Origin of the sequence: Streptomyces fumanus, assembly GCF_014655295.1 — a bacterium.
Lineage (GTDB): Bacteria > Actinomycetota > Actinomycetes > Streptomycetales > Streptomycetaceae > Streptomyces > Streptomyces fumanus.
In genome coordinates this window covers 315932-341249 of record NZ_BNBI01000006.1, presented here as the reverse complement: position 1 = coordinate 341249, position 25318 = coordinate 315932, and the positions used below count along the sequence as shown (strand labels likewise).

Here is a 25318-nt window from a genome sequence, read left to right as displayed (position 1 = left end):
ACCTCACACCACCGTAGCCCCCGGTACCGGGCCCTCCGCCGTGCGGACCGACGCGGAGGTGCCGGAGGCGCGCAGGACCGAGGCGATGACGGTGGCGGAGTCGGCGTCGCCGGCCAGGAAGGCCGTGGTGGGGCCCGAGCCGGAGACCAGGGCGGTCAGGGCGCCGGCCGCGCGTCCGGCCGCGAGGGTGTCGGCGAGTTCCGGGAAGAGGGAGAGCGCGGCGGGCTGGAGGTCGTTGGAGACGGCCACCGCGAGGGCGCCGGGGTCGCCCGAGGCGAGGGCGTCGAGGACGGCCTGGGAGGCGACCGGGTCGGGGATGTCGGCGTCGGCGCCGAGCCGGTCGAACTCGCGGAAGACGGCCGGCGTGGACAGGCCGCGCGGGGCCATCGCGAACACCCAGTGGAAGGTGCCGGTCACCGCCAGCTCGGTCAGCTTCTCGCCCCGCCCGGTGCCCAGCGCCGCCCCGCCGATCAGGCTGAACGGCACGTCGCTGCCCAGGTCGGCGCAGAGGGCGAGGAGTTCGTCGCGGGAGGCGCCGGTGCCCCACAGGGCGTCGCAGGCCAGCAGCGCGCCCGCGCCGTCCGCGCTGCCGCCCGCCATGCCGCCGGCGACCGGGATGTCCTTGTCGATGTGGATGTGGACGGCGGGCTCGCGGCCGTGGCGCTCGGCCAGGGCGATCGCCGCGCGGGCGGCGAGGTTGCCGCGGTCCAGGGGCACCTGGGCGGCGTCCGGGCCCGCGCAGGTGACGCGGAGGGTGTCGGCCGGGGTCACCGTGATCTCGTCGTACAGACCGACGGCGAGGAAGACATTGGCCAGGTCGTGGTAGCCGTCGGGGCGGGCGGGGCCCACCGACAACTGGACGTTGACCTTGGCGGGGACGCGGACCGTCACACTCACGTACGTCTCACTCTCCGTCACTGCTTGTGCTCGGCGATGCGAGCGAACTCTTCCACGGTCAGGGACTCGCCCCGGGCCTGCGGGGAGACACCGGCGGCGACCAGGGCGGCCTCGGCGGCGGCGGCCGAGCCGGCCCAGCCCGCCAGTGCCGCCCGCAGCGTCTTGCGGCGCTGCGCGAAGGCGGCGTCGACCACGGCGAAGACCTCCTCCTTGGCGGCGGAGGTCTTCGGCGGCTCGGCGCGGCGGACCAGGGAGACCAGTCCGCTGTCGACGTTCGGCGCGGGCCAGAAGACATTGCGGCCGATCGCGCCGGCCCGCTTGACCTCGGCGTACCAGTTGGCCTTCACGGACGGCACGCCGTACACCTTGGAGCCGGGCCCGGCGGCGAGGCGGTCGGCGACCTCGGCCTGGACCATGACGAGGGTGCGCTCGATGCTCGGGAAGGTGTCGAGCATGTGCAGCAGCACGGGCACGGCCACGTTGTACGGCAGGTTGGCGACCAGGGCGGTCGGGGCGGGGCCGGGCAGGGCGGTGACCCGCATCGCGTCGGAGTGGACCAGCGCGAACCGGTCGGCGCGCTCGGGCATCCGGGCGGCGACGGTCGCGGGGAGCGCGGCGGCGAGCACGTCGTCGATCTCGACGGCGGTGACCCGCTCGGCGCTCTCCAGCAGGGCCAGGGTGAGCGAGCCGAGGCCCGGTCCCACCTCGACCACCACGTCGTCGGGGCGGACCCCGGCGGTGCGGACGATACGGCGGACCGTGTTCGCGTCGATCACGAAGTTCTGGCCGCGCTGCTTGGTGGGGCGGACGCCGAGCGCCGCCGCCAGCTCGCGGACGTCGGCGGGGCCCAGCAGGGCGTCGTGCGGGGTGGGGCTGCTCACCCGGTAAGGGTAGCCGGGGCGGCGGCCCGGGTGGCGCGGGCGGACCGGGCCGGGCTCCCCGTGGTGGGCGCGGGGCGCGTCACGGGGGTCATCGGTGCAGGCGGGCGCCGCAGTGGGGCCAGGCGGCGGTGCCGCTGCGGGCGTACAGCCTCTGGGCGCGGTAGGTCTGTTCGGCGGCCGGGGCGTCCTGGGGGCGGCCCCGGCCGCCGAGCCGCTGCCAGGTGCGGGTGTCGAACTGGTAGAGGCCCCCGTACGTGCCCGAGGGGTCGACCGCGTCCGCGCGGCCGCCGGACTCGCAGGCGGCCAGGCCCTGCCAGTTGAGGTGGCCGGCGCCGCGCACGGAGGCCGGCCGGGGCCGGGTGCCGACCCGCACCACCTGGTCGCGGGGCTCGCGCACGAGCACGCTGCCGGTGCGCACCGGTCTGCCGGCGACGCCGTTGACGGTGCGCAGCCGGTACGTGGTGCGGCGCAGGCCGGGCCGGCCGGGCCGGTCGACGACCTCGTTGCCCCGGAAGAGCGTCGCGTCCTCGGTGCGCCGCACCGCGAAGGGGACCGGTTCCTCGCGGACCTCCACGGCGTCCTCGATCCGCAGCACGGTGACGGTCTGCCCGTCGCGCGGGAAGCTGCCCGGCGGCACGGAGGTGGTGTCCTCGCCGCGCAGGACCACCCCGGCCTGCGCGACGGCCTCCCGGACGGTGGCCGCGTTGGTGCGGACGGTGCGGGCGCGGCCGTCGGCCAGGACGGTGACGATCCGCTCGGTGCGCACCTCCAGGGCGAGGCCCTCGCGGCCGATGCGCCGGGAGGGCGGTGCGGACAGGTGGGCGCCCTCGGCCCGGACGCCGAGGCGGCGCAGCGCGCCCGCGACGGTGTGCGCGGTCGTCCAGATCTGGTGGCGGTGGCCGTCGAGGGTGAGCAGCAGGGGGCGGCCGTAGCGGACGGTGATGTCGTCGCCGCTGGTCAGCGGGGTGCCGGGGGCGGGGGTGACCACGTCGTGGGCGCCGACCTCGACGTCCTGGTCGGCGAGGAGTGCGGTGACGTCGTCGGCGAAGGTGTGCAGGGTGCGCGGGTCGCCGTCGACGGTCAGCTCGACGGCCTTGTCCTCGGCGACGAAGGCGGTGGTGCCGCCGGCGAGGAACGCCACGACCAGCGCGCGCGGCAGCAGGCGGCGCATCGGGCCGTCCGCGCGCCGCACCCGCCGGGCCCGCCGGCGCCGGGCGGCGCGTCCGCCGTGGGCGGGGGCGGACAGGGGCGCGGGAGCGGGCGCGGGCGCCGGCGCGGGAGCGGCCGGGCGGGGCACGGTCTGCCGGGGCAGCGCCGGCCTGCCGGGCGCGCCGTACGCCTGGCCCTGCGCCCGGCCGTACGCCGGGCCGTACGCCTGCTCGTACGCCCGGCCGCCGTACCCCGGCCCGTACGGCTGCCCGTACGCCGGCCCGTACGCGTGCCCGTACGGCTGCTCGGACATCGGGCCGTACGCCAGGGGGTCGTAAGCCTGGGGCTGCGACTTGCTCACGCCGATACGCTCCAGCGGTGCGGAAAGGGGCCCGGATCGGGCCTCCAGAACCTAACCGAGCGGCCGTCACTCTCCAAAGCGACGCGGCTACCGTGCGTATGTTCAGTAGCCGAAGGCCCGCGCCGTGTTGGCGGCGAGGGCGGTGGCGAGCGCGTCCTCGTCCAGGCCCCGGACGGCGGCCATCGCGCGCACCGTGACCGGCACCAGGTAGGGCGCGTTGGGCCGCCCTCGGTAGGGCACCGGCGTCAGGAACGGCGCGTCGGTCTCCACCAGGACCAGCTCCAGCGGCGCCACGGCCAGCGCCTCGCGCAGGTTCTGGGCGTTCTTGAAGGTGACGTTGCCGGCGAAGGACATGAAGTACCCGGCGCGGGCGCACACGGCGGCCATCTCGGCGTCGCCGGAGTAGCAGTGGAAGACGGTGCGCTCGGGGGCGCCCTCCTCCTTCAGCACGCGCAGCACGTCGGCGTGGGCGTCGCGGTCGTGGATGACGAGGGTCTTGCCGTGCCGCTTGGCGATCTCGATGTGGGCGCGGAAGGACCGCTCCTGCGCCTCCTTGCCCTCGGGTCCGGTGCGGAAGTAGTCCAGTCCCGTCTCGCCGACGCCCTTGACCTGCGGCAGGGCGGCGAGCCGGTCGATCTCGGCGAGGGCCTCGTCCAGCGCGGCGTCCCCGCCGGGCTCCCGCGCGCCCTGCCGGGACCAGCCTCCCCCAGCCCTGGGGGGCTGGGAGGTGCCCCCAGGATCCCCGAGCACGATGCGGGGTGCCTCGTTGGGGTGCAGGGCGACGGCGGCGTGCACGCTCTCGTGCGCCGCCGCCGTCTCGGCCGCCCACCGGGACCCGGCGAGGTCGCAGCCGACCTGGACGACGGTGGTGACGCCCACCGACGCGGCCTTCGCCAGGCCCTCCTCGACCGTGCCGGACTGCATGTCGAGGTGGGTGTGCGAGTCGGCGACGGGGACGCGCAGGGGCTCGGGGAGCGGCGGCGCCGCGTGCGGGTCGGCCGGGGCGTTCGAAGGCATGCCCCGATCCTACGGAAGGCGCCGGTCAGGTCGTCCCGCGGTGCAGGTGGAGGGCGTGCAGCAGGTCGGCGAGGTGCCAGTGGTGCCGCTCGGCGGCGGGCACCGGGGCGCGGACCGGGCCGGCGGGGGCGGGCTTCCGGGCGGCGGGGGCGGGGCGGGCGGCGTCGCGGGCGGAGGCGACCCGGCCGGGCCGCATGATCCGTACGACGTGGCTGTCGCAGTTCTGGCAGGTGGGGCGGCTGAGCGGGGAGGGCACGACCAGCCCGTCCGCCAGGTACACCACGAACCGCCGGCCCTGGGCGTCGGTGTGGTGCTCTATCTCGTAGGACTGCTCCCAGCCGTCACCGCAGCGCATGCAGGCGAAGGAGTACGACTCGTGGACGACCGCGGTGGCTCCCGCACGCAGTCCGGGCTGCCCTGGGTTCTCGCTCATACCGGCTCCCGTGATCCTCTGAAGGGGGGTGGACGTCCCGTTCCTCCAGTGGATGCCCGTACCGGCACGAATGCACCACAACTGCCAAGTGTTGGCGTCGATTTGGGGCTTCCTTGCCGTAGCCGCCGCGCGGGGCGCCGGGGCCTTTGCCGGGGCGACCGGGCGTTTGCCGGCCCATGGGGCGCAGGCGCGCGGTACGGCCCGGTTCACGCGCCGGCGTTCTTCGCCGCCACCACCGCGTCGAACACCTGCCGCTTGGGCAGCCCGGCCTCGGCGGCCACCGCGGCGATCGCCTCCTTGCGGCGCTCCCCCGCCTCCTCGCGAACCCGGACCCGGCGGACCAGTTCCGCGGCGTCGGTCTCCTCGGGGCCCGGTGCGGGGGCGCCCTCGACGACCACGGTGATCTCGCCGCGCACCCCCTCGGCGGCCCACGCCGCCAGGTCGCCCAGCGGGCCCCGCCTGACCTCCTCGTACGTCTTGGTCAGCTCCCGGCAGACGGCGGCCCGGCGGCCGGTGCCGAAGACCTCGGCCATCGCGGCGAGGGTGTCGTCCAGGCGGTGCGGGGCCTCGAAGTAGACGAGGGTGCGGCGCTCGGAGGCGACCTCGCGGAGCCGGGCGAGGCGCTCGCCGGCCTTGCGGGGCAGGAAGCCCTCGAAGCAGAACCGGTCGACGGGCAGCCCGGACAGGGCGAGCGCGGTGAGCACGGCGGACGGGCCGGGCACGGCGGTCACCTTCACGTCCCGTTCGACGGCGGCGGCGACCAGCCGGTAGCCGGGGTCGGAGACCGAGGGCATCCCGGCGTCGGTGACCAGCAGCACCCGGGCGCCGGCGAGGAGTTCCTCGACCAGTTCGGGGGTGCGGGCGGACTCGTTGCCCTCGAAGTACGACACCACCCGGCCCTGGGGGGTGACGCCGAGCGCCTGGGTGAGCCGGCGCAGCCGCCGGGTGTCCTCCGCGGCGACGACATCGGCGGCGGCCAGCTCCGCGGCGAGCCGGGGCGGGGCGTCCGCGATGTCCCCGATGGGGGTGCCGGCGAGGACCAGGGTTCCGGTGGTGACTGTCACGTTTCCATCCTCGCAGGGACAAGGACGGGACTCGCACAGGCCGTTTCCCTACGATGGCGCGGTGACCAGTACAGCGTCGTCCACGGACTCCACGGACACCCGGCAGGACCAGGTGCCGCACGACCAGCGGCACACCTGGCGGCAGAAGCTGCGCCGCTTCGGCTACACGGCGGGCCCGGCAGACGATGTCCGCGACCGCCTGGTGCCGCCGTACACGCGACCGGGTTCCCGGCTGTGGGCCTTCTTCGGGCTGCGCGGGCCGGTGACCGACCGGATCGCGCGCTGGTCGGACTGGGGCGGGCCGCTGCTGGTCACGCTGCTGGCGGGGGTGCTGCGGTTCTGGAACCTGGGCAGTCCCAAGGCGGTCATATTCGACGAGACGTACTACGCCAAGGACGCGTGGGCGCTGATCAACCGCGGGTTCGAGGTCAACTGGGACAAGAACGCCAACGGCCTGATCCTCGACTCCGGCGGTGACGTCCCGGTCCCCACCGATCCGTCGTACGTGGTGCATCCGCCGGTCGGGAAGTACGTGATCGGCGCCGGGGAGTGGCTGTTCGGGTTCACGCCGTTCGGCTGGCGGTTCATGACGGCGCTGCTCGGCACCCTGTCGGTGCTGCTGCTGTGCCGGATCGGGCGGCGGCTGTTCCGCTCGACGTTCCTGGGCTGTCTGGCGGGCGCGCTGATGGCGGTGGACGGCCTCGCGTTCGTGATGAGCCGGACCGCGCTGCTGGACAGCGTGCTGGTGTTCTTCGTGCTGGCCGCGTTCGGCTGTCTGCTGGTCGACCGGGACCGGGCGCGGGCCCGGCTCGCCGCCGCGCTGCCGGTGGACGCCGACGGCCGGGCCCGGCCGGACGCGCACATCGCCGAGACCACCCGGCTCGGCCCGCGGCCGTGGCGCTGGGCGGCCGGGCTGATGCTGGGCCTGGCCGTCGCCACCAAGTGGAACGGCCTGTACATCCTGGTGGCGTTCGGCGTGCTGACGGTGCTGTGGGACGTGGCCGCCCGCCGGGTGGCCGGCGCGGTGCGGCCCCGCACGGCGGTGCTCCGGCACGACCTGGGCTGGGCGTTCCTGTCGACCGTGCCGGTGGTGGTCGCCACCTATCTGCTGTCCTGGCTGGGCTGGATCCTCTCCCCCGCCGACGGCACCGGCGGCTACTACCGCGACTGGGCGGCCACCGACGGCCGGCACAGCGACTGGTCCTGGCTGTTCCCGGACTGGTGGCGCAGCATGTGGCACTACGAGACGCAGGTCTACTGGTTCCACACCCACCTGACCTCGCCGCACACGTACCAGTCCAACCCGTGGAGCTGGCTGGTGCTGGGCCGGCCGGTCTCCTACTTCTACGAGTCCCCCGCGCCCGGCACCGACGGCTGCCCGGCGGACGCGGGCGGCAAGTGCGCCCGCGAGGTGCTGGCGCTGGGCACGCCGCTGCTGTGGTGGGTGGGCTGCTTCGCGCTGGCGTACGTGCTGTGGCGGTGGGCGCTGCGCCGGGACTGGCGGGCGGGCGCCATCGCCTGCGCCGTCGCGGCGGGCTACCTCCCCTGGTTCGTCTACCAGGAGCGGACGATCTTCCTGTTCTACGCGGTGGTCTTCCTGCCGTTCCTGTGCCTGGCGGTGGCGATGCTGCTGGGGGCGCTGATCGGCCGGGCGGGCTGCAGCGACACCCGGCGGGTGGCGGGCGCGACGGCGGCGGGCGTCCTGGTCCTGCTGATCGTCTGGAACTTCATCTACTTCTGGCCCCTCTACACCGGCACCGCGATCCCCATCGACGACTGGCGGGCGCGGATGTGGCTGGACACCTGGGTCTGAACCGGACGGACCGCTTCTTCGTCTAGCCAGCAAAGGGGAACTTCCGTACCCGGGCGTCACCCCTGGCGCATAGAGTGCCAGGGGTGACCGCTTTCTGAACGCGTTCAATCGAGGGGACTGCCGGATGGGCAAGGGGGTGAAGGCCGCCGTCATCGGTGGTGTGTTCGCCGTGATGGTGGGCGGGGCCGGGTACGGCGCCTACAACGTCGTGTCGACGGTGAACGGCGACTCCGCGGACGCGGCGCGGACCGGGCCGCCGAGCGCGGAGGAGGTCGAGAAGGCGTCGGCCGAGTTCTTCGCCGCCTGGGAGAAGGGCGATCCCCGCCGGGCGGCGTCGCTGACCAACGCCTCGGCGGCGGCGACGCGGCTGCTGACCGACTACGCCGAGGAGGCGCGCATCAAGGACGTCAGCGTCACGCCCGGTGCGCGGACCGGGCGGACGGTGCCGTACACCGTGCGGGCGAAGGTGTCCTTCGGGGGCGTCACCAAGCCGCTCACGTACCGCAGCAAGCTGACCGTGGTGCGCGGGGAGACCACCGGGCGGGCCCTGGTCGACTGGCAGCCGTCGGTGGTCCACCCGGAGCTGAAGAAGGGCGACACCCTGGTCACCGAGGAGTCGGTGACCCCGCCGATCGAGGCGGTCGACCGCGACGGCAAGGTGCTGACCAAGGCGAAGTACCCCTCGCTCGGCCCGGTCCTGGACACCCTGCGCGAGAAGTACGGCGAGCAGGCGGGCGGCGAGCCCGGGGTCGAGCTGGTCGTCCGGCACGCCTCCGCCGAGGTCGCCGACACCCCGCTGCTGACGCTGACCGAGGGCGAGCCCGGCACGCTGCGCACCACGCTGAGCGCCGGTGTGCAAAAGGCGGCGGAGCGGGCGGTGAAGGAGTTCGACGAGTCCTCGGTGGTCGCGCTCAAGCCCAGCACCGGCGAGGTGCTGGCCGTGGCCAACCACCGCGCCGACGGCTTCAACGCGGCGTTCCAGGGCCGGGTGGCGCCCGGCTCCACCATGAAGATCATCACCGCGGCGATGCTCATCGACAACGGCGTGACCTCGATGAACGAGGCCGCGCCCTGCCCGGACACGGCGGTCTGGCAGGGCCAGGTCTTCAAGAACCTCACCGGCATGGAGCCCAACGAGTCCGCCACCCTCGCCAACAGCTTCCTGCGGTCGTGCAACACCGCCTTCATCAAGCTCGTCGACGAGAAGCCGCTGACGGACGCCTCGCTGACCGAGGAGGCCCAGGAGCGGTTCGGGCTGGGCCGGGACGACTGGAAGACCGGCATCGTCTCCTTCGACGGCAGCGTGCCCGCCTCCGGCGGACCGGACCGGGCGGCCAACGCCATCGGGCAGGGCCAGGTCCAGATGAACCCGCTGAACATGGCCTCGGTGACCGCCACCGCCGTCACCGGCACCTTCCGCCAGCCCTATCTGGTCTCCCCCGACCTGGACGACCGGGAGATCGCCACCGCCAAGGGCCTGTCGCCGGACACCTTCGCCCAGCTCAAGCAGATGATGCGGCTCACCGCCACCGAGGGCACCGGCGCCAAGGCGATGGCCGGGCTGAGCGGGGACATCGGTGCCAAGACCGGCTCCGCCGAGGTCGACGGGCAGAAGACGTCCAACAGTTGGTTCACCGGCTTCCGCGGCGACCTCGCGGCGGCGGCGATGACCGAGGAGGGCGGCCACGGCGGCGACGCGGCCGGCCCGATCGTCGCGGACGTGCTGCGCGCGGGAGGCTGAACACGTACCGCCGGCGCGGGACTTTAGGCTGGGTGCCGTCGTTGGACATCGCCGACGGCACCGAGGGAACGGGAAGCAGTGGGCAACAGAAGGCACGGGGCCGCGCGCCGCGGGACCGGACCCGCCGTGATCGGCACGGCGATCGCCGCGGTCGTCGCCGCGGCGGCCGGGGTCGGCGCCTACGCGCTGGCCGGCGGCGAGGAGGACGGCGACGGGGCGCGGGCCGCCACCGCCGAGCGGGTGAGAACCGGCCCCCTCACCGCCGCCGAGGTCACCTCCGCCGCCCGGCGGTTCCTGACCGCCTGGCAGTCCGGCCGGATCGCCGCGGCGGCCGCCGCCACCGACGCCGCCGCTCCCGCGAAGGACCTGCTCACCGCCTACCGCGAGGACGCCCGGATCGAGGACGTCACCCTCACCCCGGGCACCCCCGCCGGCACCGAGGTCCCCTTCTCCGTCGAGGGCACGGTCGTCTGGAAGGACACCCGCAAGCCGCTGGCGTACGACAGCGAGCTGACCGTCGTGCGCCGGGCCGGCGACGGCGAACCCCGGGTGCGCTGGCGGCCCGCCGTGCTCCACCCCGCCCTCCACGACGGCGACCGGCTGGTCACCGGCGAGTCCGGCACCCCGCCGGTCACCGCCCTGGACCGCGCGGGCGGGAAGATCACCACCGCGAAGTACCCGTCGCTGGGCACCGTTTTGGACGGGCTGCGCGACAAGTACGGCGACCGGGCCGGCGGCACCGCCGGGGTCGAGCTGCGGGTGGTGCGCGGCAAGGAGTCCACGGCGGGGAAGCTGTCCGGCAAGACCCTGCTGGAGCTGACCGAGGGCACCCCGGGCACCGTGAGGACCACCCTCGACCCGGAGCTCCAGGCCGCCGCCGAGCGGCAGGTCGCCCGCAAGCCCAGGGCGTCGGTGGTCGTCACCCGCGCCTCGACCGGGGAGATCCTCGCGGTCGCCAACAGCGGCCACGGCTTCAACACCGCCTTCCAGGGCTCCCTGGCACCCGGCTCCACGATGAAGGTCATCACCTCCTCGCTGCTCATCGAGAAGGGCCTGGCCGCCGCCGACAAGCCGCACCCGTGCCCGAAGTACGTCAGCTACGGCGGCTGGAAGTTCCAGAACGACGACAAGTTCGCCATCAAGGGCGGCACCTTCAAGGCGAGCTTCGCCCGCTCCTGCAACACCGCCTTCATCAGCCGGGCCCGGAAGCTGGCCGACGACGACCTGACCCGGCAGGCCAAGGAGGTCTTCGGCCTGTCGAGAAACGACTGGGCGATCGGCGTGCCCTCCTTCGACGGCGCGGTCCCGGTGCAGCACGACGCCCTCAAGGCCGCGTCCCTCATCGGTCAGGGCGGGGTGCGGATGAACCCGCTGAACATGGCCTCCGTCGCGGCGACCGTGAAGTCCGGCTCCTTCCACCAGCCGTACCTGGTCGCCCCCTCGGTCGACGGGCGGGAGCTCGCCACCGCCTCGCGCACCATGTCCTCCGGCACGCTGGCGCAGTTGCGGGAGCTGATGAACTACACCGCCCGCTACGGCACGGCGGCAAAGGCGATGGCCGGTCTCTCCGGGGACGTGGGCGCCAAGACCGGCTCCGCGGAGGTCGACGGCCAGAAGAAGCCGAACGGCTGGTTCACGGCGTACCGCGGGGATCTGGCCGCGGCGGGCGTGGTGCAGTCCGGCGGCCACGGCGGCGACACGGCCGGTCCGATCGTGGCGGCCCTGCTGAAGGCGGGCGGCTAGCGGGTCAGCGGGCGACGGGCTGGGCCGCCACCGCGTACGTCCGCTCCAGGAAGCGGACCAGGGCCTTCGCGTCGAACTGCACCACCGAGCAGCCGTGCGCGGAGTGGAACTCCACCACCGTCTGCACCCGCCCGCACGGCCAGACCCGCACCTCGCCCGTACCGGCCGGCCCGCGCAGCCCGCGCTCCAGCAGCTCGCGGGCGAAGACGAACTCGCGGACCCGGGCGCCGGGCCCCCGGCCGGGCAGCGCGATCCGCACCGCGCGGGGGTCGCCCCCGGGGTCGTAGCGCAGCACCACCGGCACGGTCGGGCCGTCGCCCCCGTCCGGGGCGTCCGCGTCGGTCAGGACATGGACCCGTGCGTACTCCTCGACTACCGGCATCGGTCGGCCCCTCACGCTGTGTGACCTGTCGGAACCTCTGCGTCCACCCCCACTCCAATGTCGCACATTTCCCGGATCGCGCGCCCCGGGCCCGATACCGGCTGTGAGATGCGCCTCCCGCTCTCTCTTGCACACGGGTCGCAACTACTCCCTATCATCGGTACGTGCATGTACCTGACGGATTCATCAACGCCCCGACCTCGGCGGTCACCGGAGTCGTCGCCGCGGGCGCCATCGCGGTCAGCCTGCGCGGCGCGCGCCGGGAACTGGACGAGCGGACCGCCCCGCTGGCCGGTCTGGTCGCGGCGTTCATCTTCGCGGTGCAGATGCTGAACTTCCCGGTCGCCGCGGGGACCAGCGGGCATCTGCTCGGCGGCGCGCTGGCGGCGATACTCGTCGGCCCCTACACCGGGGTCCTCTGCGTCTCCGTCGTGCTGCTGATGCAGGGCATCCTCTTCGCGGACGGCGGCCTGACCGCGCTCGGCGTCAACATCACCGACATGGCGATCGTCACCACCGTCGTCGCCTACGCCCTCTTCCGCGGCCTGGTGAAGGTGCTGCCGCGCGGCCGCCGGTCGGTCACCGCAGCCTCCTTCGCCGCCGCGCTGGTCTCCGTCCCGGCCGCCGCCCTCGCCTTCACCTTCATCTACTGGATCGGCGGCACCACCGACGTCGCCATCGGCAAGGTCGCCACCGCCATGATCGGCGTGCACGTCCTGATCGGCATCGGCGAGGCCGCGATCACCGCGCTGACCGTCGGCGCCGTCATCGCCGTCCGCCCCGACCTGGTGTACGGCGCCCGGGGGCTGACGCAGCGGCTCAAGCTGCGGGTGGGCGGCGAACTCGTCGACGCCCCCGCCGCCGAGCCGGCCGCCGCCCCCGCCGCCGCCCGCTCCCACCGCAAGCTGTGGCTCACCGGCCTGGTCACCTCCCTGGTCCTCGCCGGGTTCGTCAGCTTCTACGCCTCCGCCAACCCCGACGGACTGGAGAAGGTCGCCGCCGACAAGGGCATCGACAAGACCGCCGAGGAGCACGCGGCCGCCGACTCCCCGCTCGCCGACTACGGCGTCAAGGACATCACCGACGCCCGGCTCTCGGGCGGCCTGGCGGGCGTGATCGGCGTCGGCGTCACGGTCGTCGCGGGCAGCGCCGTCTTCTGGGCGGTCCGCCGGCGCCGTACCGACGACGTCTCCCCCACCAGCACGAGCGTCTGACATGGGGTCCGGCCACGCGCACCGGCTCTACCGGCACGGGCACTCCCCCGTGCACGCCCTGCCGCCGCACACCAAGCTCGCCGCCGCGTTCGCCTTCGTGGTCGTCGTGGTCTCCACCCCGCGCGAGGCGATGTGGGCGTTCGCCCTGTACGCCGTGCTGCTCGCGGCGGTGGCGTACGCGGCCCGCGTCCCCGCCGGCTTCCTGCTCAAGCGCCTGCTGATCGAGGTGCCGTTCGTCGCCTTCGCGGTGCTGATGCCGTTCGTCGCCGAGGGCGAGCGGGTGGACGTGCTCGGGCTGTCGCTGAGCGTGAACGGCCTGTGGGGCGCCTGGAACGTACTGGCCAAGGGCACCCTCGGGGTCGCCGCCTCGGTCCTGCTGGCCGCCACCACCGAACTGCGCGAACTCCTGCTGGGCCTGCAGCGCCTGAAGCTGCCCCCGCTGCTGGTCCAGATCGCCTCCTTCATGATCCGCTACGGCGATGTCATCACCGACGAGATGCGCCGGATGCGGATCGCCCGCGAGTCGCGCGGCTTCGAGGCGAGGGGCGTACGGCACTGGGGCGTGCTCGCCAAGTCCGCGGGCGCCCTGTTCATCCGCTCCTACGAACGCGGCGAACGCGTCCACCTGGCCATGGTCAGCCGGGGCTACGCCGGTGCCATGCCGGTCATCGACGAGGTGACCGCCTCCCGGGCCCAGTGGACCTGCGCACTGGCCCTCCCCTGTGCCGCGCTCGCGGTCTGTCTGCTGGGATGGACGCTGTGACTGCTTCCCTGGAGGTCTCCGGCCTCGCCTTCGCCTACCCCGACGGCCACCAGGCCCTGTTCGGCGTCGACTTCACCGTCGCCCGCGGCGAGCGGGTCGCCCTGCTCGGCCCGAACGGCGCCGGCAAGACCACCCTCGTACTGCACCTCAACGGCATCCTCACCGGCGGCGCGGGCACCGTGCGGGTGGCCGGGCTGCCGGTGGACCGGAAGAACATGGCCGAGATCCGGCGCCGGGTCGGCATCGTCTTCCAGGACCCCGACGACCAGCTCTTCATGCCGACCGTCCGCGAGGACGTGGCGTTCGGCCCGGCCGCGGCCGGACTGAAGGGCGCCGAGCTGGAGGCCCGGGTGGACCGGGCGCTCGCCCTGGTCGGCATGGGCGAGTTCAAGGACCGTCCCCCGCACCACCTCTCCTTCGGCCAGCGCCGCCGGGTGGCCGTGGCGACCGTGCTGGCGATGGAGCCGGAGATCCTCGTCCTGGACGAGCCCTCCTCCAACCTCGACCCCGCCTCCCGCCGCGAACTCGCCGACATCCTGCGCTCCCTGGACGTCACCGTCCTGATGGTCACCCACGACCTGCCCTACGCCCTGGAGCTGTGCCCCCGCGCCCTGGTGCTGAGCGACGGTGTGATCGCCGCGGACGGGCCGACCGGTGAACTCCTCGCCGACGAGGAGCTGATGCGGGCGCACCGCCTGGAGCTGCCGTTCGGCTTCGACCCCCGCTCGGTGGCGACGGGCGCCTGACCGGGGAATCCACCGGCGGTCGGTGGCTGTTGCAGCCATTGTCACCGGCGAGTGGGAAGGAACGGACGTGGACGTGGACGTGCACGGCACAGTGGCCGAGGGGTTCGAACCGGTCAGGGACGCGTTCGCGGCCAACTTCACCGGCCTGGGCGAGCGGGGCGCCGCCGTCGCCGTCTACCGCGACGGCCGGCGGGTCGTCGACCTGTGGGCCGGCACCCGGGACATCGACGGCACCGAGCCCTGGCGGCGGAGCACCGCCCAGGTCGTGCGCTCCGCGACCAAGGGCGTCGCCGCCGCCGTACCGCTGCTGCTGCACCAGCGCGGGGAGCTGGACCTGGACGCGCCGGTCGGCACGTACTGGCCGGAGTTCAAGGCGCGCGGCAAGGAACGGGTGCTGGTCCGGCACCTGCTGAACCACCGGGCCGGGCTGCCCGTCCTGGACCGGCCGCTGACGCCCGAGGAGGCCCTCGACCCGGCGCGCGGGCCCGAGGCCGTCGCCGCCCAGGCCCCGGTGTGGGAGCCCGGCACCGGTCACGGCTACCACGCGCTGACCTACGGCTGGCTGGTCGACGGGCTGGTGCGCCGGGTGACCGGCGGCCGGGGCACCGGCGCGTGGATCGCCGACGAGATCGCCCGGCCCCTCGGCCTCGACCTGTGGCTGGGCCTGCCGCCCGGCGAGCAGGCGGCCGGGCGGGCGGGCCGGGTCGGGCCCGCGCCGGAGACCGAGCCGCCCGGCGGGCTCCGGCTGCGCCCCAAGCGGGCGGTCACCGCCGCCTACGCGGACCCCGGCTCGCTCACCCGCCGCGCCTTCGCCGCGATCACGCCGTTCCCCGACCAGAACGACACCGCGTACCGGGCGGCGGCGCTGCCCGCGACCAACGCGATCGCCACCGCCGACGCGCTGGCCCGCTTCTACGCGGCCCTGATCGGCGAGGTCGACGGCGTGCGCCTGTTCACGCCCGGGACGCTGGCGCGGGCCCGGGCCGAGGAGTCGGCGGGACCCGACCGGGTGCTGGTCGTCAACACCCGCTTCGGCCTCGGCTACATGCTGCACGGCAGCGCCTCCCCGCTGCTGTCCCCCGGTTCCTTCGGCCACCCCGGCCGCGGCGGCTCCCTGGGCTTCGCCGACCCGGAGGCGGGCATCGCCTTCGGCTATGTCACCAACGGCCTGCGCCGGACGGTGACGGCGGATCCGCGGGCCCAGGCCCTGGTCAAGGCGGTGCGCACGGCCCTCGGCGCCCGCTGACCGGGCCTCAGCCGGCCGGGCGCTCGCGGACGTCCGCCAGGGTGGCGCCGGCGTGCGCGACCAGGTCCTTCGGGGCCATCGGGAAGACGGAGTACGGGGTGCCGGCGGCGGCCCAGACCAGGTCGTGGGCGAGCAGCGAGCGGTCGGCGAGGACCCGGGTGCGGGTGCGGTGCCCGAAGGGCGGGACGCCGCCGATGGCGTACCCGGTGGTCTCCCGGACGACGTCGGCCCTGGCGCGGGTGACCCGCTGGGCGCCGAGTTCCTCGCGGACCCGTTCCACGTCGACGCGGGAGGCGCCGTCCATGAGGACCAGGACCGGCACGCCGTCCGCCGCGAAGATCAGCGACTTGCAGATCTGGCTCAGTTCGCAGCCGATCGCGGCGGCGGCCTCGGCGGCGGTCCGGGTGGCCTCCGGGAAGGTCCGTACCCGCGCGGTGACGTCGGCCAGGCCGAGGGCGGTGAGGGCGTCGGCGAAACGGGGGTGGGCTGCGGTCGTCGTCATGGGGGCACGCTAGCGGCGCGGGCGCGCGGCGGGCGACCCGGTTTCCGTCGTCCCGCCGCGGCCCCGGCGGAAGGGCGCGGGGAAGGCCGGTGAGGGCCGCCCCGTCCCCACGGAGCCCTCACCGGCCGGTCGTCGTCCCGGGCGGTGCCGGGTCAGACGCGGGCCAGGTCCCGATCCTTCTCCCGGGTGTCGAGGGCCTTGAGTCCCTCGCCCTCCACGTCCACGTTGGGCAGCGCGCGGTCCAGCCACTTCGGCAGCCACCAGGCCCGCTTGCCCAGCAGGGCGAGGACGGCCGGGACCAGCGCCATGCGGACCACGAACGCGTCGAACAGGACCGCGACGGCCAGGCCGAAGCCGATCATCTTGACCATGGACTCGCTGGAGCCGATGAAGCCCGCGAAGACCGCCATCATGATCACCGCGGCGGCGGTGACGACCCGGGCGCCGTGCTTGAAGCCGGTGACGATGGCCTGGCTGGGCGACTCGCCGTGGACGTACGCCTCGCGCATCCGGGTGACCAGGAAGACCTCGTAGTCCATCGCCAGGCCGAAGACCACGCCGACCATGAAGATCGGCATCATCGACATGACCGGGCCGGTCTCCTCCACGCCCATCAGGCCGGCCAGCCACCCCCACTGGAAGACCGCGACGACGGCGCCGAGCGCGCCCAGCACGCTGAGCAGGAAGCCGAGGGCGGCCTTCAGCGGGACCAGGATCGAGCGGAAGACGACGATCAGCAGCAGGAAGGCCAGTCCGACGACCAGCACCAGGTACGGGATCAGCGCGTCGTTGAGCTTCTGGCTGACGTCGATGTTCATCGCCGTGGAGCCGGTGACCAGGGTCTCGGCGCCGGTGCCGGCGCGGACGTCGGCGCCCGCGTCGCGGATGGCGTGCACCAGGTCCTCGGTGGCGACGGAGGACGGCTTGGAGTCGGGGACGACGGTGATGGTGGCGGTGTCACCGGCCTTGTTGGGGGCCGGCGGGGTGACCGTGACGACGTCCTTCAGGTCCTTGATCTCGTCGGAGACCTTGGTGAACGCGGCGTCGGGGTCCTTGCTGCCCTTGGCGTCGACCACGACCATCAGGGGGCCGTTGAAGCCGGGGCCGAAGCCCTCGGAAAGCAGGTCGTAGGCGCGGCGCTGGGTGGTGTCGGTGGGCTGGGAGCCGTCGTCGGGCAGGCCCAGTTCCAGGGAGGCGGCCGGGATCGCGGCGGCGCCCAGGCCGATGACGCCCAGCAGCAGCACGGCCAGCGGGCGGCGGACCACGAAGCTCGCCCAGCGGGTGCCCATGTTGGCCTTGGCGGGCTGCGGCGCGCTCTCCCGCGCGCCGCGCCGCTCGCGCCGGGCGCCGGCCGGCTTGACCCGGCGGCCGGCGTAACCCAGCAGGGCGGGGACCAGGGTGAGGGCGATGAGGACGGCGATGGCGACGGTGCCGGCGGCGGCGACGCCCATCTTGGTCAGCATCGGGATGTTGACGACGGCGAGGCCGACCAGGGCGATGACCACGGTGAGGCCGGCGAAGACCACCGCCGAGCCCGCGGTGCCGGCGGCCCGGCCCGCGGCCTCCTCCCGGTCCCGGCCCTCGGCGAGTTCGGCGCGGTAGCGGGAGACGATGAACAGGGCGTAGTCGATGCCGACCGCGAGGCCGATCATCATCGCCAGGATGGAGGTGGTGGAGCCCAGGTCCAGGGCGCTGGCCAGCGCGGTGATGGAAGAGACGCCGATGCCGACGCCGATCAGGGCGGTGAGCAGCGGCAGCCCGGCGGCGACCAGCGAGCCGAAGGTGATCACCAGCACGACGGCGGCGACCGCGATGCCGATCACCTCGGTGGCGCCGGTGTGCGGGGCCGCGGCGAGCGCGTCACCGCCGATCTCGACGGTCAGCCCGGCCTCCCGGGCCTGCTGCGCGGCGGCCTCCAGGGCGTCCTTGGTGGACTCCTCCAGCTCCATGCCGGAGACGTCGTACTTGACGGAGGCGTAGGCGATGGTGCCGTCCTTGCTGACGACCTTGCCCTGGTAGGGGTCGGCGACCGAGGCGACCTCGGAGCCGTCGGCGAGATCGGCGACGGTCTTCTCGACGGTCGCCTTGTTCCCGGCGTCCGTCATCTTCTCGCCGCCGGGCGCCTTGAAGACGACGCGGGCGGTGGCGCCGTCGGCGCTCTGCCCGGGGAAGCGCTGTTCCAGCAGGTCGAAGGCTTTCTGCGCCTCCGTGCCGGGGATGGAGAACGAGGTGTTGCCGGCGGGCGGCGCACTGGCCGCGCCGACTCCGGCGAGGGTCAGCAGCGCCACCCATATCAGGGCGACGAGATGCCGTCGCCGGAAGGCGAGCCGGCCGAGTTTGTAGAGCATCGTGGCCACGAGGGCGTACTCCCGGTCAGGTCGTGGGGTCTTCAGGGCAGGGTCGACCAGCCCGACGACGTGAGCGGTGACGTCAGGTGAGGGCTAGCTAGGGGGGACGTGTCAGGAGGTGGAGACGCCGAGGGCGGGGAGGATCACGGCGTCGATGTAGGAGGTGAGGAAGGCCCGCGTCGGCGGCTGGTCCTCCAGCAGGGTGCGGGTGGCGAAACCGCCGACCATCATGTGCACGAGGAAGTCCAGCGCCGGGCAGTCCGGTCTGATCTCCCCGCGGTCGACGGCGCGCTGCAGCAGCCGCCGGAACTCCGCCATCTCCGGTTCGATGAGCTGTTCCCGGAACGCCTGGCGCAGGTCCGGGTTCTGGTGCAGCGCCATGGCCAGGCCCCGCATCAGCGCGGAGTTCTGCTCCATGGTGCAGTCGTCCTCGCGGGCCAGCAGGGCGTGCAGGTCGCCGCGGAGGGAGCCGGTGTCGATGTCGCCGGTGCGGCCGGGCTTGTCGTGCCGGACCGCCTTGACGACCAGCTCGGCCTTGCCGCCCCACTGGCGGTAGAGGGTGGCCTTGCTGGACCGGGTGCGGGCGGCGACGGCGTCCATGGTGAGGGCGTCGTAGCCGACCTCCCGGAGCAGGTCGAGCACGGCGCCGTACAGCTCGGCCTCGCGCTCGGGGGTGATCCGGCTGCGGCGGGCCGTCACGGTCTCCGTCATCTTCCCGCCACCTCTCTGCTCCGCACGGCATGGTCTGCGTACGTGACGAATGTATCCCACCCCACAAGCGAAACGAAACGGTTTCGTACGTGGTGTGGGTCACGGTTGTCGGCGCGGCGTAAGCACCGGCACGAGTTGCTGGGGTCCGGGGCCCGGAAAAGCATGGGGAGGGTGAGCTACCCGCGCTTTCCGCACCTCCACTCTGACCTGCTCTGCTTCGTCGCCGAGGACGACCTCTGGCTGGCCCCGCTGGACGGTTCCGGCCGCGCCCGGCGGCTCACCGTCGACCGCACCAAGGCCGGGCACCCGCGCTTCTCGCCCGACGGCCGCCACCTCGCGTACACGAGCTGGCGCACGCTGGTGCCGGAGGTGCACCTGGTGCCGGTGGACGGCGGGCCGGGGCGGCAGCTCACCCACTGGGGCAGCCCGGACACCCGGGTCTGCGGCTGGGCGCCGCCCGATCCGGACGGTACGGCGGCGGTCCTCGCCGTCACCTCCCAGGGCGAGCCGTTCTCCCATCTGACCTGGGCCTACACGATCGGCCTCGACGGCGGCCCCGGCCGCAAGCTGCCCTGGGGGCCGGTCGCCGACCTCCAGACCGCCGACCTCGGCGGCGAGCGCCGCACCCTGCTGCTCACCGGCACCCCGCCGCACGAACCCGCCGCCTGGAAGCGGTACCGGGGCGGCGCCACCGGCCGCCTGTGGCTGCACGGCGAACGGCTGCCGGCCGGCCTCGGCGGCCATCTGCACTCCCCCCTGTTCGTCGGCGGCCGGATCGCCTTCCTCTCCGACCACGAGGGCGTCGGCAACCTCTACTCCTGCGCCCACGACGGCTCCGACCTGCGCCGGCACACCGACCACGACGCCTGCTACGCCCGGCACGCGGCCAGCGACGGCACCCGGGTGGTCTACCAGTGCGCCGGTGACCTGTGGCTGGTCGAGGACCTGTCCGCCGGTTCGGTCCCCCGCCGCCTGGAGGTGCGGCTGAACGGGCCGCGCGCGGGGCGGCGCCCCCACCAGGTGCCGGCCGCGCGGCACCTGGGCGGCCTCGCGGTGGACGAGACCGGCCGGGCCAGCGCCGTCGTCGTCCGGGGCAGCCTGTACTGGCTCACCCACCGGGACGGCCCGGCCCGCGCCCTCGCCGACATCCCCGGGGTACGGGTGCGGCTGCCGGAGATGCTCGGCGGGAGCGGCCGGATCGCCTACGTCACGGACGCCGAGGGCGAGGACGCGGTGGAGATCGCGCACCTGCCCCGGGCCACCGGCGGCCGGGCACCGTGGAGGCTGGCCGCGGGGCGGCTCGGCCGGGTGCTGGAGACGGTCTCCGACCCGCTGGGTGAACGGCTGGCCGTCGCCGCCCACGACGGCAGGCTGCTGCTGCTCGACGTGACCGAGGAGGCGCCGGACGGCGGGGCCCGCGTCACCGAGCTGGTCCGGTCCGTCAACGGGCCCGTCCGCGACCTCGCCTTCTCCCCGGACGGGGCCTGGCTGACCTGGTCGCACCCCGGTATCGGGCGCAGCCTGCGGCAGATCAGGCTGGCCCGGATCACCGGCCAGGGCGGCGACCCTTCGATCATCGACGTCACCGACGGCCGGTTCGAGGACGAGAACCCGGTCTTCACCCGCGACGGCCGCTATCTGGCGTTCCTGTCCTGGCGCGGCTTCGACCCGGTGTACGACGTGCACACCGGCGACCTGTCCTTCCCGCTCGGCTGCCGCCCGTACCTGGTCCCGCTCTCCTCGGCCACCCCCTCCCCGTTCGCGCTGAACCCGGAGGGCCGCCCGGCGGCCGGCGGCCTGGACCCGGACGAGGACGGGCCCGGTGAGGGCGGCGCGGTCACCGTCGAGGCGGAGGGGCTGACCGAGCGGGTGACGCCGTTCCCGGTGACCGCGTCCAAGTACTCGGCGCTGTACCCGGTGGCCGGCGGCGGACTGGTCTGGCTGCGCTGGCCGATCTCCGGCGCGCTGGGCGAGACCTTCGCCAACCCGGACGACCCGAGCGAGCGGCCCACCCTGGAGCACTTCTGCCTCGCCCGGGCCAGGAAGTCCGAACTCGTCGGCCACCTCGACGCGTTCGGCGTCAGCGGCGACGGCACCCGCCTGGTCGTCGTCGACGAGGGCGAGCTGCGCGCCGTACCCGCCGCGGAGGCCGCCGACGGGGACACCACCACCTGGATCGACCTGCGCCGCATCCTGCACCGGGTGGATCCGGGCGCCGAGTGGCGGCAGGCGTACGAGGAGGCGGGGCGGCTGACCCGGGCCTACTTCTGGGATCCGGGCATGTGCGGCATCGACTGGGACGCGGTGCTGGCGCAGTACCGGCCGCTGGTGGACCGGGTGGCCTCGCCGGACGAGTTCGCCGACCTGCTGCGCGAGGTCCTCGGCGAGCTGGGCACCTCGCACGCCTATGTGGCCGCCGCCCGCCGCAACGAGGGCCCGCCGCACTACCAGCGCCTGCAGGGCCTGCTCGGCGCCGACTTCACCCGCCGGGACGGCCGCTGGCTGGTCCGGCGGGTGCTGCCCGGCGACGCCTCCGACTCCCGGGCCCGCTCCCCGCTGGCCGGCACCGGCATCCGCGAGGGCGCGGCCCTCACCCACGTGGACGGCCGTCCGGTCGACCCGGTGGCGGGGCCCTGCCCGCTGCTGGCCGGGGCGGCCGGGACGACGGTGGAGCTGACCTTCGCGCCGCCGGGCGGCACCGGTCCCGCCCGGCGGGTCGCCGTCGTCCCGCTCGACGACGACCGGCCGCTGCGCTACCAGGACTGGGTGACCAGACGCCGGGCGGTGGTGCGGGAGCTGAGCGGCGGGCGGTGCGGCTATCTGCACATCCCGGACATGGGCGGCTCGGGGTGGGCGCAGTTCACCCGCGATCTGCGCGGGGAGGTGTCCCGGCCGGCGCTCATCGTGGACGTGCGCGGCAACGCGGGCGGCAACATCAGCGAACTGGTCATCGAGAAGCTGACCCGGACCGTGCTGGGCTGGGACCTGACGCGGGACGCGCAGCCGGTGTCGTACACCTCGAACGCGCCGCGCGGGCCGGTGGTGGCGGTCGCGGACGAGGCGACCTCCTCCGACGGCGACATGATCACGGCGGCGTTCAAGCTGCTCGGGCTGGGCCCGGTGGTCGGGCAGCGGACCTGGGGCGGGGTGGTCGGGATGACCGGCCGGCACCGACTGGGCGACGGCACGGTGATCACGGTGCCGATGAACGCGGCCTGGTTCGACGCCTACGGCTGGTCGGTGGAGAACCGGGGCGTCGACCCCGACGTGCCGGTGCTGCGCACCCCGCTGGACTGGGCCGAGGGCCGCTACCCGGTGCTGGGCGAGGCGGTGCGGCTCGCCCTGGCGGCCCTGGAGAGCGACCCGCCGGCCACCCCGCCGGACCTGAGCGACGTACCGGACCGCTCCCGTCCGCCGCTGCCGCCGCGGGGGTGAGCGGCGCGGCGCCCGGACCGCTCCCGTCAGCGGCCACCGCCCCGCGGCCGGGCAGCACGGAAGGGGCGCCCCCCCCCCGTCGCCGGAGGGCGCCCCTGGTCCGCGTCGGGGACGCGGCGCGTCAGGCGTCGAAGTCGCGTTCCAGGCGGTCCTCCGCCTCGCGGCGCGCGGGCTGGTCCAGGTCGTCGTCACGGCGACGGCGCTCCTGTCCCTGCTCCCTGGCCTGGTCGGCCCGCTGCCGCCCCTGCTCCCGCAGCCGCTCGGACTTCTCCTGGAACTGGTCCTTGATACCCATGTGGGTTCACTCCTGGGTGAGTCGGGTCCGGCCGAGACAATGGCCGGGCCCGATCAGATTCACACGCGCCGTGACCCGTCGCATGTCGATCAGTCACGGACCGTAGTGCGGTGCTGTTCGTCGGCGGCGCCGCCCGCCCCGACCAGCCCGCCGCGCATCCCGTCGAGCCGGTCCGCGAACCGCCGCATCTCGCGCTGCCCGACGGTGCCGATCAGCGCGGGCAGATAGCCGCGCACGCCCTGCATGCCGCGCAGCCACCACTGCCCGTACACGTGCGCGGACCGCCGCTCTATGCCCTCCACCAGCCGGTCGACGGCCGGGCCCAGCGGGTACGTCTTGTTGGTCGGCCAGGGCAGCCGCCCCCGCAGCTCCCGCATCACCTCGTCCTGGTCGGCGCCGCGCACCATGTCGGTGTCGGTCCAGGACAGATAGCCGACGCCGACCCGCACGCCCCGGTGCCCGACCTCGGCGCGCAGGCTGTGCGCGTACGCCTCCACGCCCGACTTGGAGGCGCAGTAGGCGCTCATCATCGGCGCGGGCGTCAGCGCGGCGAGGGAGGCGACCTGGAGCAGGTAGCCGCGGGTGTCCAGCAGCGCCGGGAGGAAGGCGCGGGCGGTGACCGCGGAACCGATCAGGTTGACCTCGATGACCCGGCGCCACGCCTCGGGGTCGGAGCCGGTGAACGGGCCGCCGGTGGCGACGCCCGCGTTGGCGACGACGATGTCGACCCGGCCGAACCGCTCCCGGACCTCGGCGGCGACCCTGGTCATCGCGTCCTGGTCGGTGACGTCGGCGTACCAGTGGTCGCTGTCGCTGTGCAGCCTGGCGGCGACCTGCTTCAGCGCGTCCGGCTCCAGCCCGACCAGCGCCACCTTCACGCCGCGCGCGGACAGTTTCCGGGCCAGCAGCTCCCCGACGCCGCGCGCCGCCCCCGTGACGACGGCGACCCGGCCCTCCAGACTCACCCTGCTCATGCGCTCTCCTCGGCTCGTACGGCGGTGGACGTGGGTATGCGGGCGGCCGGCCGGGTCACGCGCCCACCTGCGCGGGCGCCGCGGTCGCGGACCGCTCGGCCGAGGGGCGCAGGACCGTGTACTCGGCGAGGTCCACCTGCCGGGTGGCGCGCCGGAACTCGGCGGTGGTGCCTGGCCAGACGGTGGTGTTGCGGCCGCTGGGGTCCAGGTACCAGCTCGTGCAGCCGCCGGTGTTCCACACCGTGCGCTCCATGCGCCGCTGCACCCGCTCGTTCCAGGCGGCGACGGCGGCGGGGCGGGCGTCGAGGGCGACCTTGCCGCCGAGGACGCGGAGCTGGCGCAAGTAGTCGGCCATGTAGTTCAGTTGGGACTCGATCATCAGGATCATGGAGGAGTTCCCCAGGCCGGTGTTGGGCCCGATGATCGTCATCCAGTTGGGGAAGCCGGCCGCCGAGGCGCCGCGCAGTGCCTCCATGCCGCCCTTCCAGGTCTCGGCGAGGGTGCGGCCGTCCGCGCCCACCACCCGTTCGGCGATGGGCATGTCGGTGACGTGGAAGCCGGTGCCGAAGACGATCGCGTCCACCTCGGCCTCGCTGCCGTCGGCGGCGACCAGGGTGGAGCCGCGCACCTCGCTGAGACCGGCGGCGACCACGTCGACGTTGGGCCGCGCGAGCGCCGGATAGTAGGAGTTGGAGAGCAGGATGCGCTTGCAGCCGATGCGGTAGTCGGGGGTCAGCTTGGCGCGCAGCGCCGGGTCCTTGATCGCGCGGGCCATGTTCCGCTTGGCCAACTGCTCGACGAAGCCCAGCTCGCCGGGGTGCTTGGTGAACGCCTGCACCTGGAGCTCCCGGATGCCCCACAGCACGCCCCGGCGCAGCTTGGCGGTGACCGGCAGCGCCCGGTGCAGCGCCCGCTCCACGCCGCTGATCTCCCGGTCCACCCGGGGCATCACCCAGGCCGGGGTGCGCTGGAAGAGGGTGAGCCGGCCGACCTTCGGCTGGATCGACGGCACGATCTGGATGGCGGAGGCGCCGGTGCCGATCATGGCGACGCGCTTGCCGGTGAGGTCGTAGTCGTGGTCCCAGCGGGCCGAGTGGAAGACCTTCCCGGGGAAGGTGTCCAGGCCGGGGATGTCCGGGATCTTGGGGTCGGAGAGCGGCCCGGTGGCGGAGACCACGACGTCGGCGGTGAGGGTGCCCCGGACGGTCTCGATCTCCCAGCGGAACTCCTCGGCGTCCCACGTCATCCGCTTCACCTCCGAGTCGAAGCGGAGGTGCGGGCGCAGCCCGAAGGTGTCGGTGACCCGCTCCAGGTAGGCGCGTATGTGCGGCTGTCCGGAGAAGGTGCGCGGCCAGTCCGGGTGCGGCGCGAAGGAGAAGGAGTACAGGTGCGAGGGCACGTCGCAGGCGCACCCGGGGTAGCTGTTGTCCCGCCAGGTGCCGCCCACGCTGCCGGCCCGCTCCAGGACCACGAAGTCGGTGATCCCCTCGCGGCGCAGCCGCACCGCGGCGCCCAGCCCGCCGAATCCGGACCCGACCACCGCCACCTTCACATGCTCGTGCTCGGCCATCCCGACGCCTCCACACCTCGCCATCGACTCTGC

At 74.3% G+C, this 25318-nt stretch carries 21 protein-coding genes; 8 read left to right on the top strand and 13 right to left on the bottom strand.

Annotation, left to right across the window (positions count from 1 at the left end):
• Positions 1 to 3: 3 nt before the first annotated feature.
• From IE316_RS15795 to rsmI, 6 genes are all read right to left on the bottom strand, one after another.
• Complete coding sequence (locus tag IE316_RS15795; RefSeq protein WP_190204955.1) at positions 4 to 897, bottom strand: 4-(cytidine 5'-diphospho)-2-C-methyl-D-erythritol kinase; 894 nt, start codon at positions 895 to 897, stop codon at positions 4 to 6.
• A 17-nt stretch (positions 898 to 914) separates the two neighbouring features.
• On the bottom strand, positions 915 to 1778 hold the full coding sequence (rsmA, locus tag IE316_RS15790; protein WP_190204954.1) for a 16S rRNA (adenine(1518)-N(6)/adenine(1519)-N(6))-dimethyltransferase RsmA: 864 nt from the start codon (positions 1776 to 1778) through the stop codon (positions 915 to 917).
• 88 nt (positions 1779 to 1866) lie between these two features.
• A complete protein-coding gene (locus tag IE316_RS15785; RefSeq protein ID WP_229910405.1) occupies positions 1867 to 3288 on the bottom strand; it encodes a resuscitation-promoting factor in 1422 nt (473 codons plus the stop codon).
• Positions 3289 to 3390: 102 nt separating this feature from the next.
• Positions 3391 to 4305 (bottom strand): TatD family hydrolase, encoded by a 915-nt coding sequence (locus tag IE316_RS15780; RefSeq protein WP_190204953.1) that lies wholly within the window; start codon positions 4303 to 4305, stop codon positions 3391 to 3393.
• Between the two features lie 25 nt (positions 4306 to 4330).
• Positions 4331 to 4738, bottom strand: a complete 408-nt coding sequence (locus IE316_RS15775; RefSeq protein ID WP_190204952.1) for a hypothetical protein — start codon at positions 4736 to 4738, stop codon at positions 4331 to 4333.
• Between the two features lie 206 nt (positions 4739 to 4944).
• Positions 4945 to 5802, bottom strand: coding sequence for a 16S rRNA (cytidine(1402)-2'-O)-methyltransferase (gene rsmI / locus IE316_RS15770; RefSeq protein ID WP_190204951.1), 858 nt, complete (start codon positions 5800 to 5802; stop codon positions 4945 to 4947).
• A gap of 61 nt (positions 5803 to 5863) precedes the next feature.
• Between rsmI and IE316_RS15765 the strand changes: the two genes are divergently transcribed.
• From IE316_RS15765 to IE316_RS15755, 3 genes are all read left to right on the top strand, one after another.
• Complete coding sequence (locus IE316_RS15765; RefSeq protein ID WP_190204950.1) at positions 5864 to 7615, top strand: dolichyl-phosphate-mannose--protein mannosyltransferase; 1752 nt, start codon at positions 5864 to 5866, stop codon at positions 7613 to 7615.
• A gap of 124 nt (positions 7616 to 7739) precedes the next feature.
• Positions 7740 to 9356, top strand: coding sequence for a penicillin-binding transpeptidase domain-containing protein (locus tag IE316_RS15760; RefSeq protein WP_190204949.1), 1617 nt, complete (start codon positions 7740 to 7742; stop codon positions 9354 to 9356).
• Positions 9357 to 9434: 78 nt separating this feature from the next.
• Positions 9435 to 11099, top strand: coding sequence for a penicillin-binding transpeptidase domain-containing protein (locus tag IE316_RS15755; protein ID WP_190204948.1), 1665 nt, complete (start codon positions 9435 to 9437; stop codon positions 11097 to 11099).
• A gap of 4 nt (positions 11100 to 11103) precedes the next feature.
• On the opposite strand, the gene IE316_RS15750 is transcribed toward IE316_RS15755, so the two are convergent.
• The gene (locus tag IE316_RS15750; protein ID WP_190204947.1) at positions 11104 to 11481 is read right to left on the bottom strand and encodes an SsgA family sporulation/cell division regulator; all 378 of its coding nucleotides are present in this window, start codon (positions 11479 to 11481) and stop codon (positions 11104 to 11106) included.
• Between the two features lie 164 nt (positions 11482 to 11645).
• On the opposite strand from IE316_RS15750, the gene IE316_RS15745 reads away from it, so the two are divergent.
• The 4 genes from IE316_RS15745 to IE316_RS15730 all read left to right on the top strand — a co-directional run bounded on the left by IE316_RS15745 (position 11646) and on the right by IE316_RS15730 (position 15450).
• Positions 11646 to 12695 (top strand): energy-coupling factor ABC transporter permease, encoded by a 1050-nt coding sequence (locus IE316_RS15745; RefSeq protein ID WP_190204946.1) that lies wholly within the window; start codon positions 11646 to 11648, stop codon positions 12693 to 12695.
• 1 nt (position 12696) lies between these two features.
• The gene (gene cbiQ / locus IE316_RS15740; RefSeq protein WP_190204945.1) at positions 12697 to 13458 is read left to right on the top strand and encodes a cobalt ECF transporter T component CbiQ; all 762 of its coding nucleotides are present in this window, start codon (positions 12697 to 12699) and stop codon (positions 13456 to 13458) included.
• Positions 13446 to 14204 carry an energy-coupling factor ABC transporter ATP-binding protein gene (locus IE316_RS15735; protein WP_190204944.1) on the top strand — a complete coding sequence of 253 codons (759 nt, stop codon included), beginning with the start codon at positions 13446 to 13448 and terminating at the stop codon, positions 14202 to 14204. Before cbiQ ends, IE316_RS15735 begins: the two co-directional genes overlap by 13 nt.
• Positions 14205 to 14277: 73 nt before the next feature.
• Complete coding sequence (locus IE316_RS15730; protein ID WP_190205092.1) at positions 14278 to 15450, top strand: serine hydrolase domain-containing protein; 1173 nt, start codon at positions 14278 to 14280, stop codon at positions 15448 to 15450.
• Between the two features lie 7 nt (positions 15451 to 15457).
• On the opposite strand, the gene IE316_RS15725 is transcribed toward IE316_RS15730, so the two are convergent.
• From IE316_RS15725 to IE316_RS15715, 3 genes are all read right to left on the bottom strand, one after another.
• Positions 15458 to 15952 (bottom strand): YbaK/EbsC family protein, encoded by a 495-nt coding sequence (locus IE316_RS15725; RefSeq protein ID WP_190204943.1) that lies wholly within the window; start codon positions 15950 to 15952, stop codon positions 15458 to 15460.
• A 152-nt stretch (positions 15953 to 16104) separates the two neighbouring features.
• Positions 16105 to 18309 carry an MMPL family transporter gene (locus IE316_RS15720; RefSeq protein ID WP_190204942.1) on the bottom strand — a complete coding sequence of 735 codons (2205 nt, stop codon included), beginning with the start codon at positions 18307 to 18309 and terminating at the stop codon, positions 16105 to 16107.
• Positions 18310 to 18411: 102 nt separating this feature from the next.
• Complete coding sequence (locus IE316_RS15715) at positions 18412 to 19011, bottom strand: TetR/AcrR family transcriptional regulator (RefSeq protein ID WP_190204941.1); 600 nt, start codon at positions 19009 to 19011, stop codon at positions 18412 to 18414.
• A 171-nt stretch (positions 19012 to 19182) separates the two neighbouring features.
• On the opposite strand from IE316_RS15715, the gene IE316_RS15710 reads away from it, so the two are divergent.
• Entirely contained in the window at positions 19183 to 22446 is a 3264-nt protein-coding gene (locus IE316_RS15710; RefSeq protein WP_190204940.1) for a S41 family peptidase, read from the top strand.
• A 121-nt stretch (positions 22447 to 22567) separates the two neighbouring features.
• On the opposite strand, the gene IE316_RS15705 is transcribed toward IE316_RS15710, so the two are convergent.
• The 3 genes from IE316_RS15705 to IE316_RS15695 all read right to left on the bottom strand — a co-directional run bounded on the left by IE316_RS15705 (position 22568) and on the right by IE316_RS15695 (position 25285).
• On the bottom strand, positions 22568 to 22741 hold the full coding sequence (locus IE316_RS15705) for a hypothetical protein (protein ID WP_190204939.1): 174 nt from the start codon (positions 22739 to 22741) through the stop codon (positions 22568 to 22570).
• 89 nt (positions 22742 to 22830) lie between these two features.
• Positions 22831 to 23715 (bottom strand): SDR family oxidoreductase, encoded by an 885-nt coding sequence (locus IE316_RS15700; protein ID WP_190204938.1) that lies wholly within the window; start codon positions 23713 to 23715, stop codon positions 22831 to 22833.
• A 55-nt stretch (positions 23716 to 23770) separates the two neighbouring features.
• Positions 23771 to 25285 (bottom strand): flavin-containing monooxygenase, encoded by a 1515-nt coding sequence (locus tag IE316_RS15695; RefSeq protein WP_190204937.1) that lies wholly within the window; start codon positions 25283 to 25285, stop codon positions 23771 to 23773.
• Positions 25286 to 25318 lie beyond the last annotated feature (33 nt).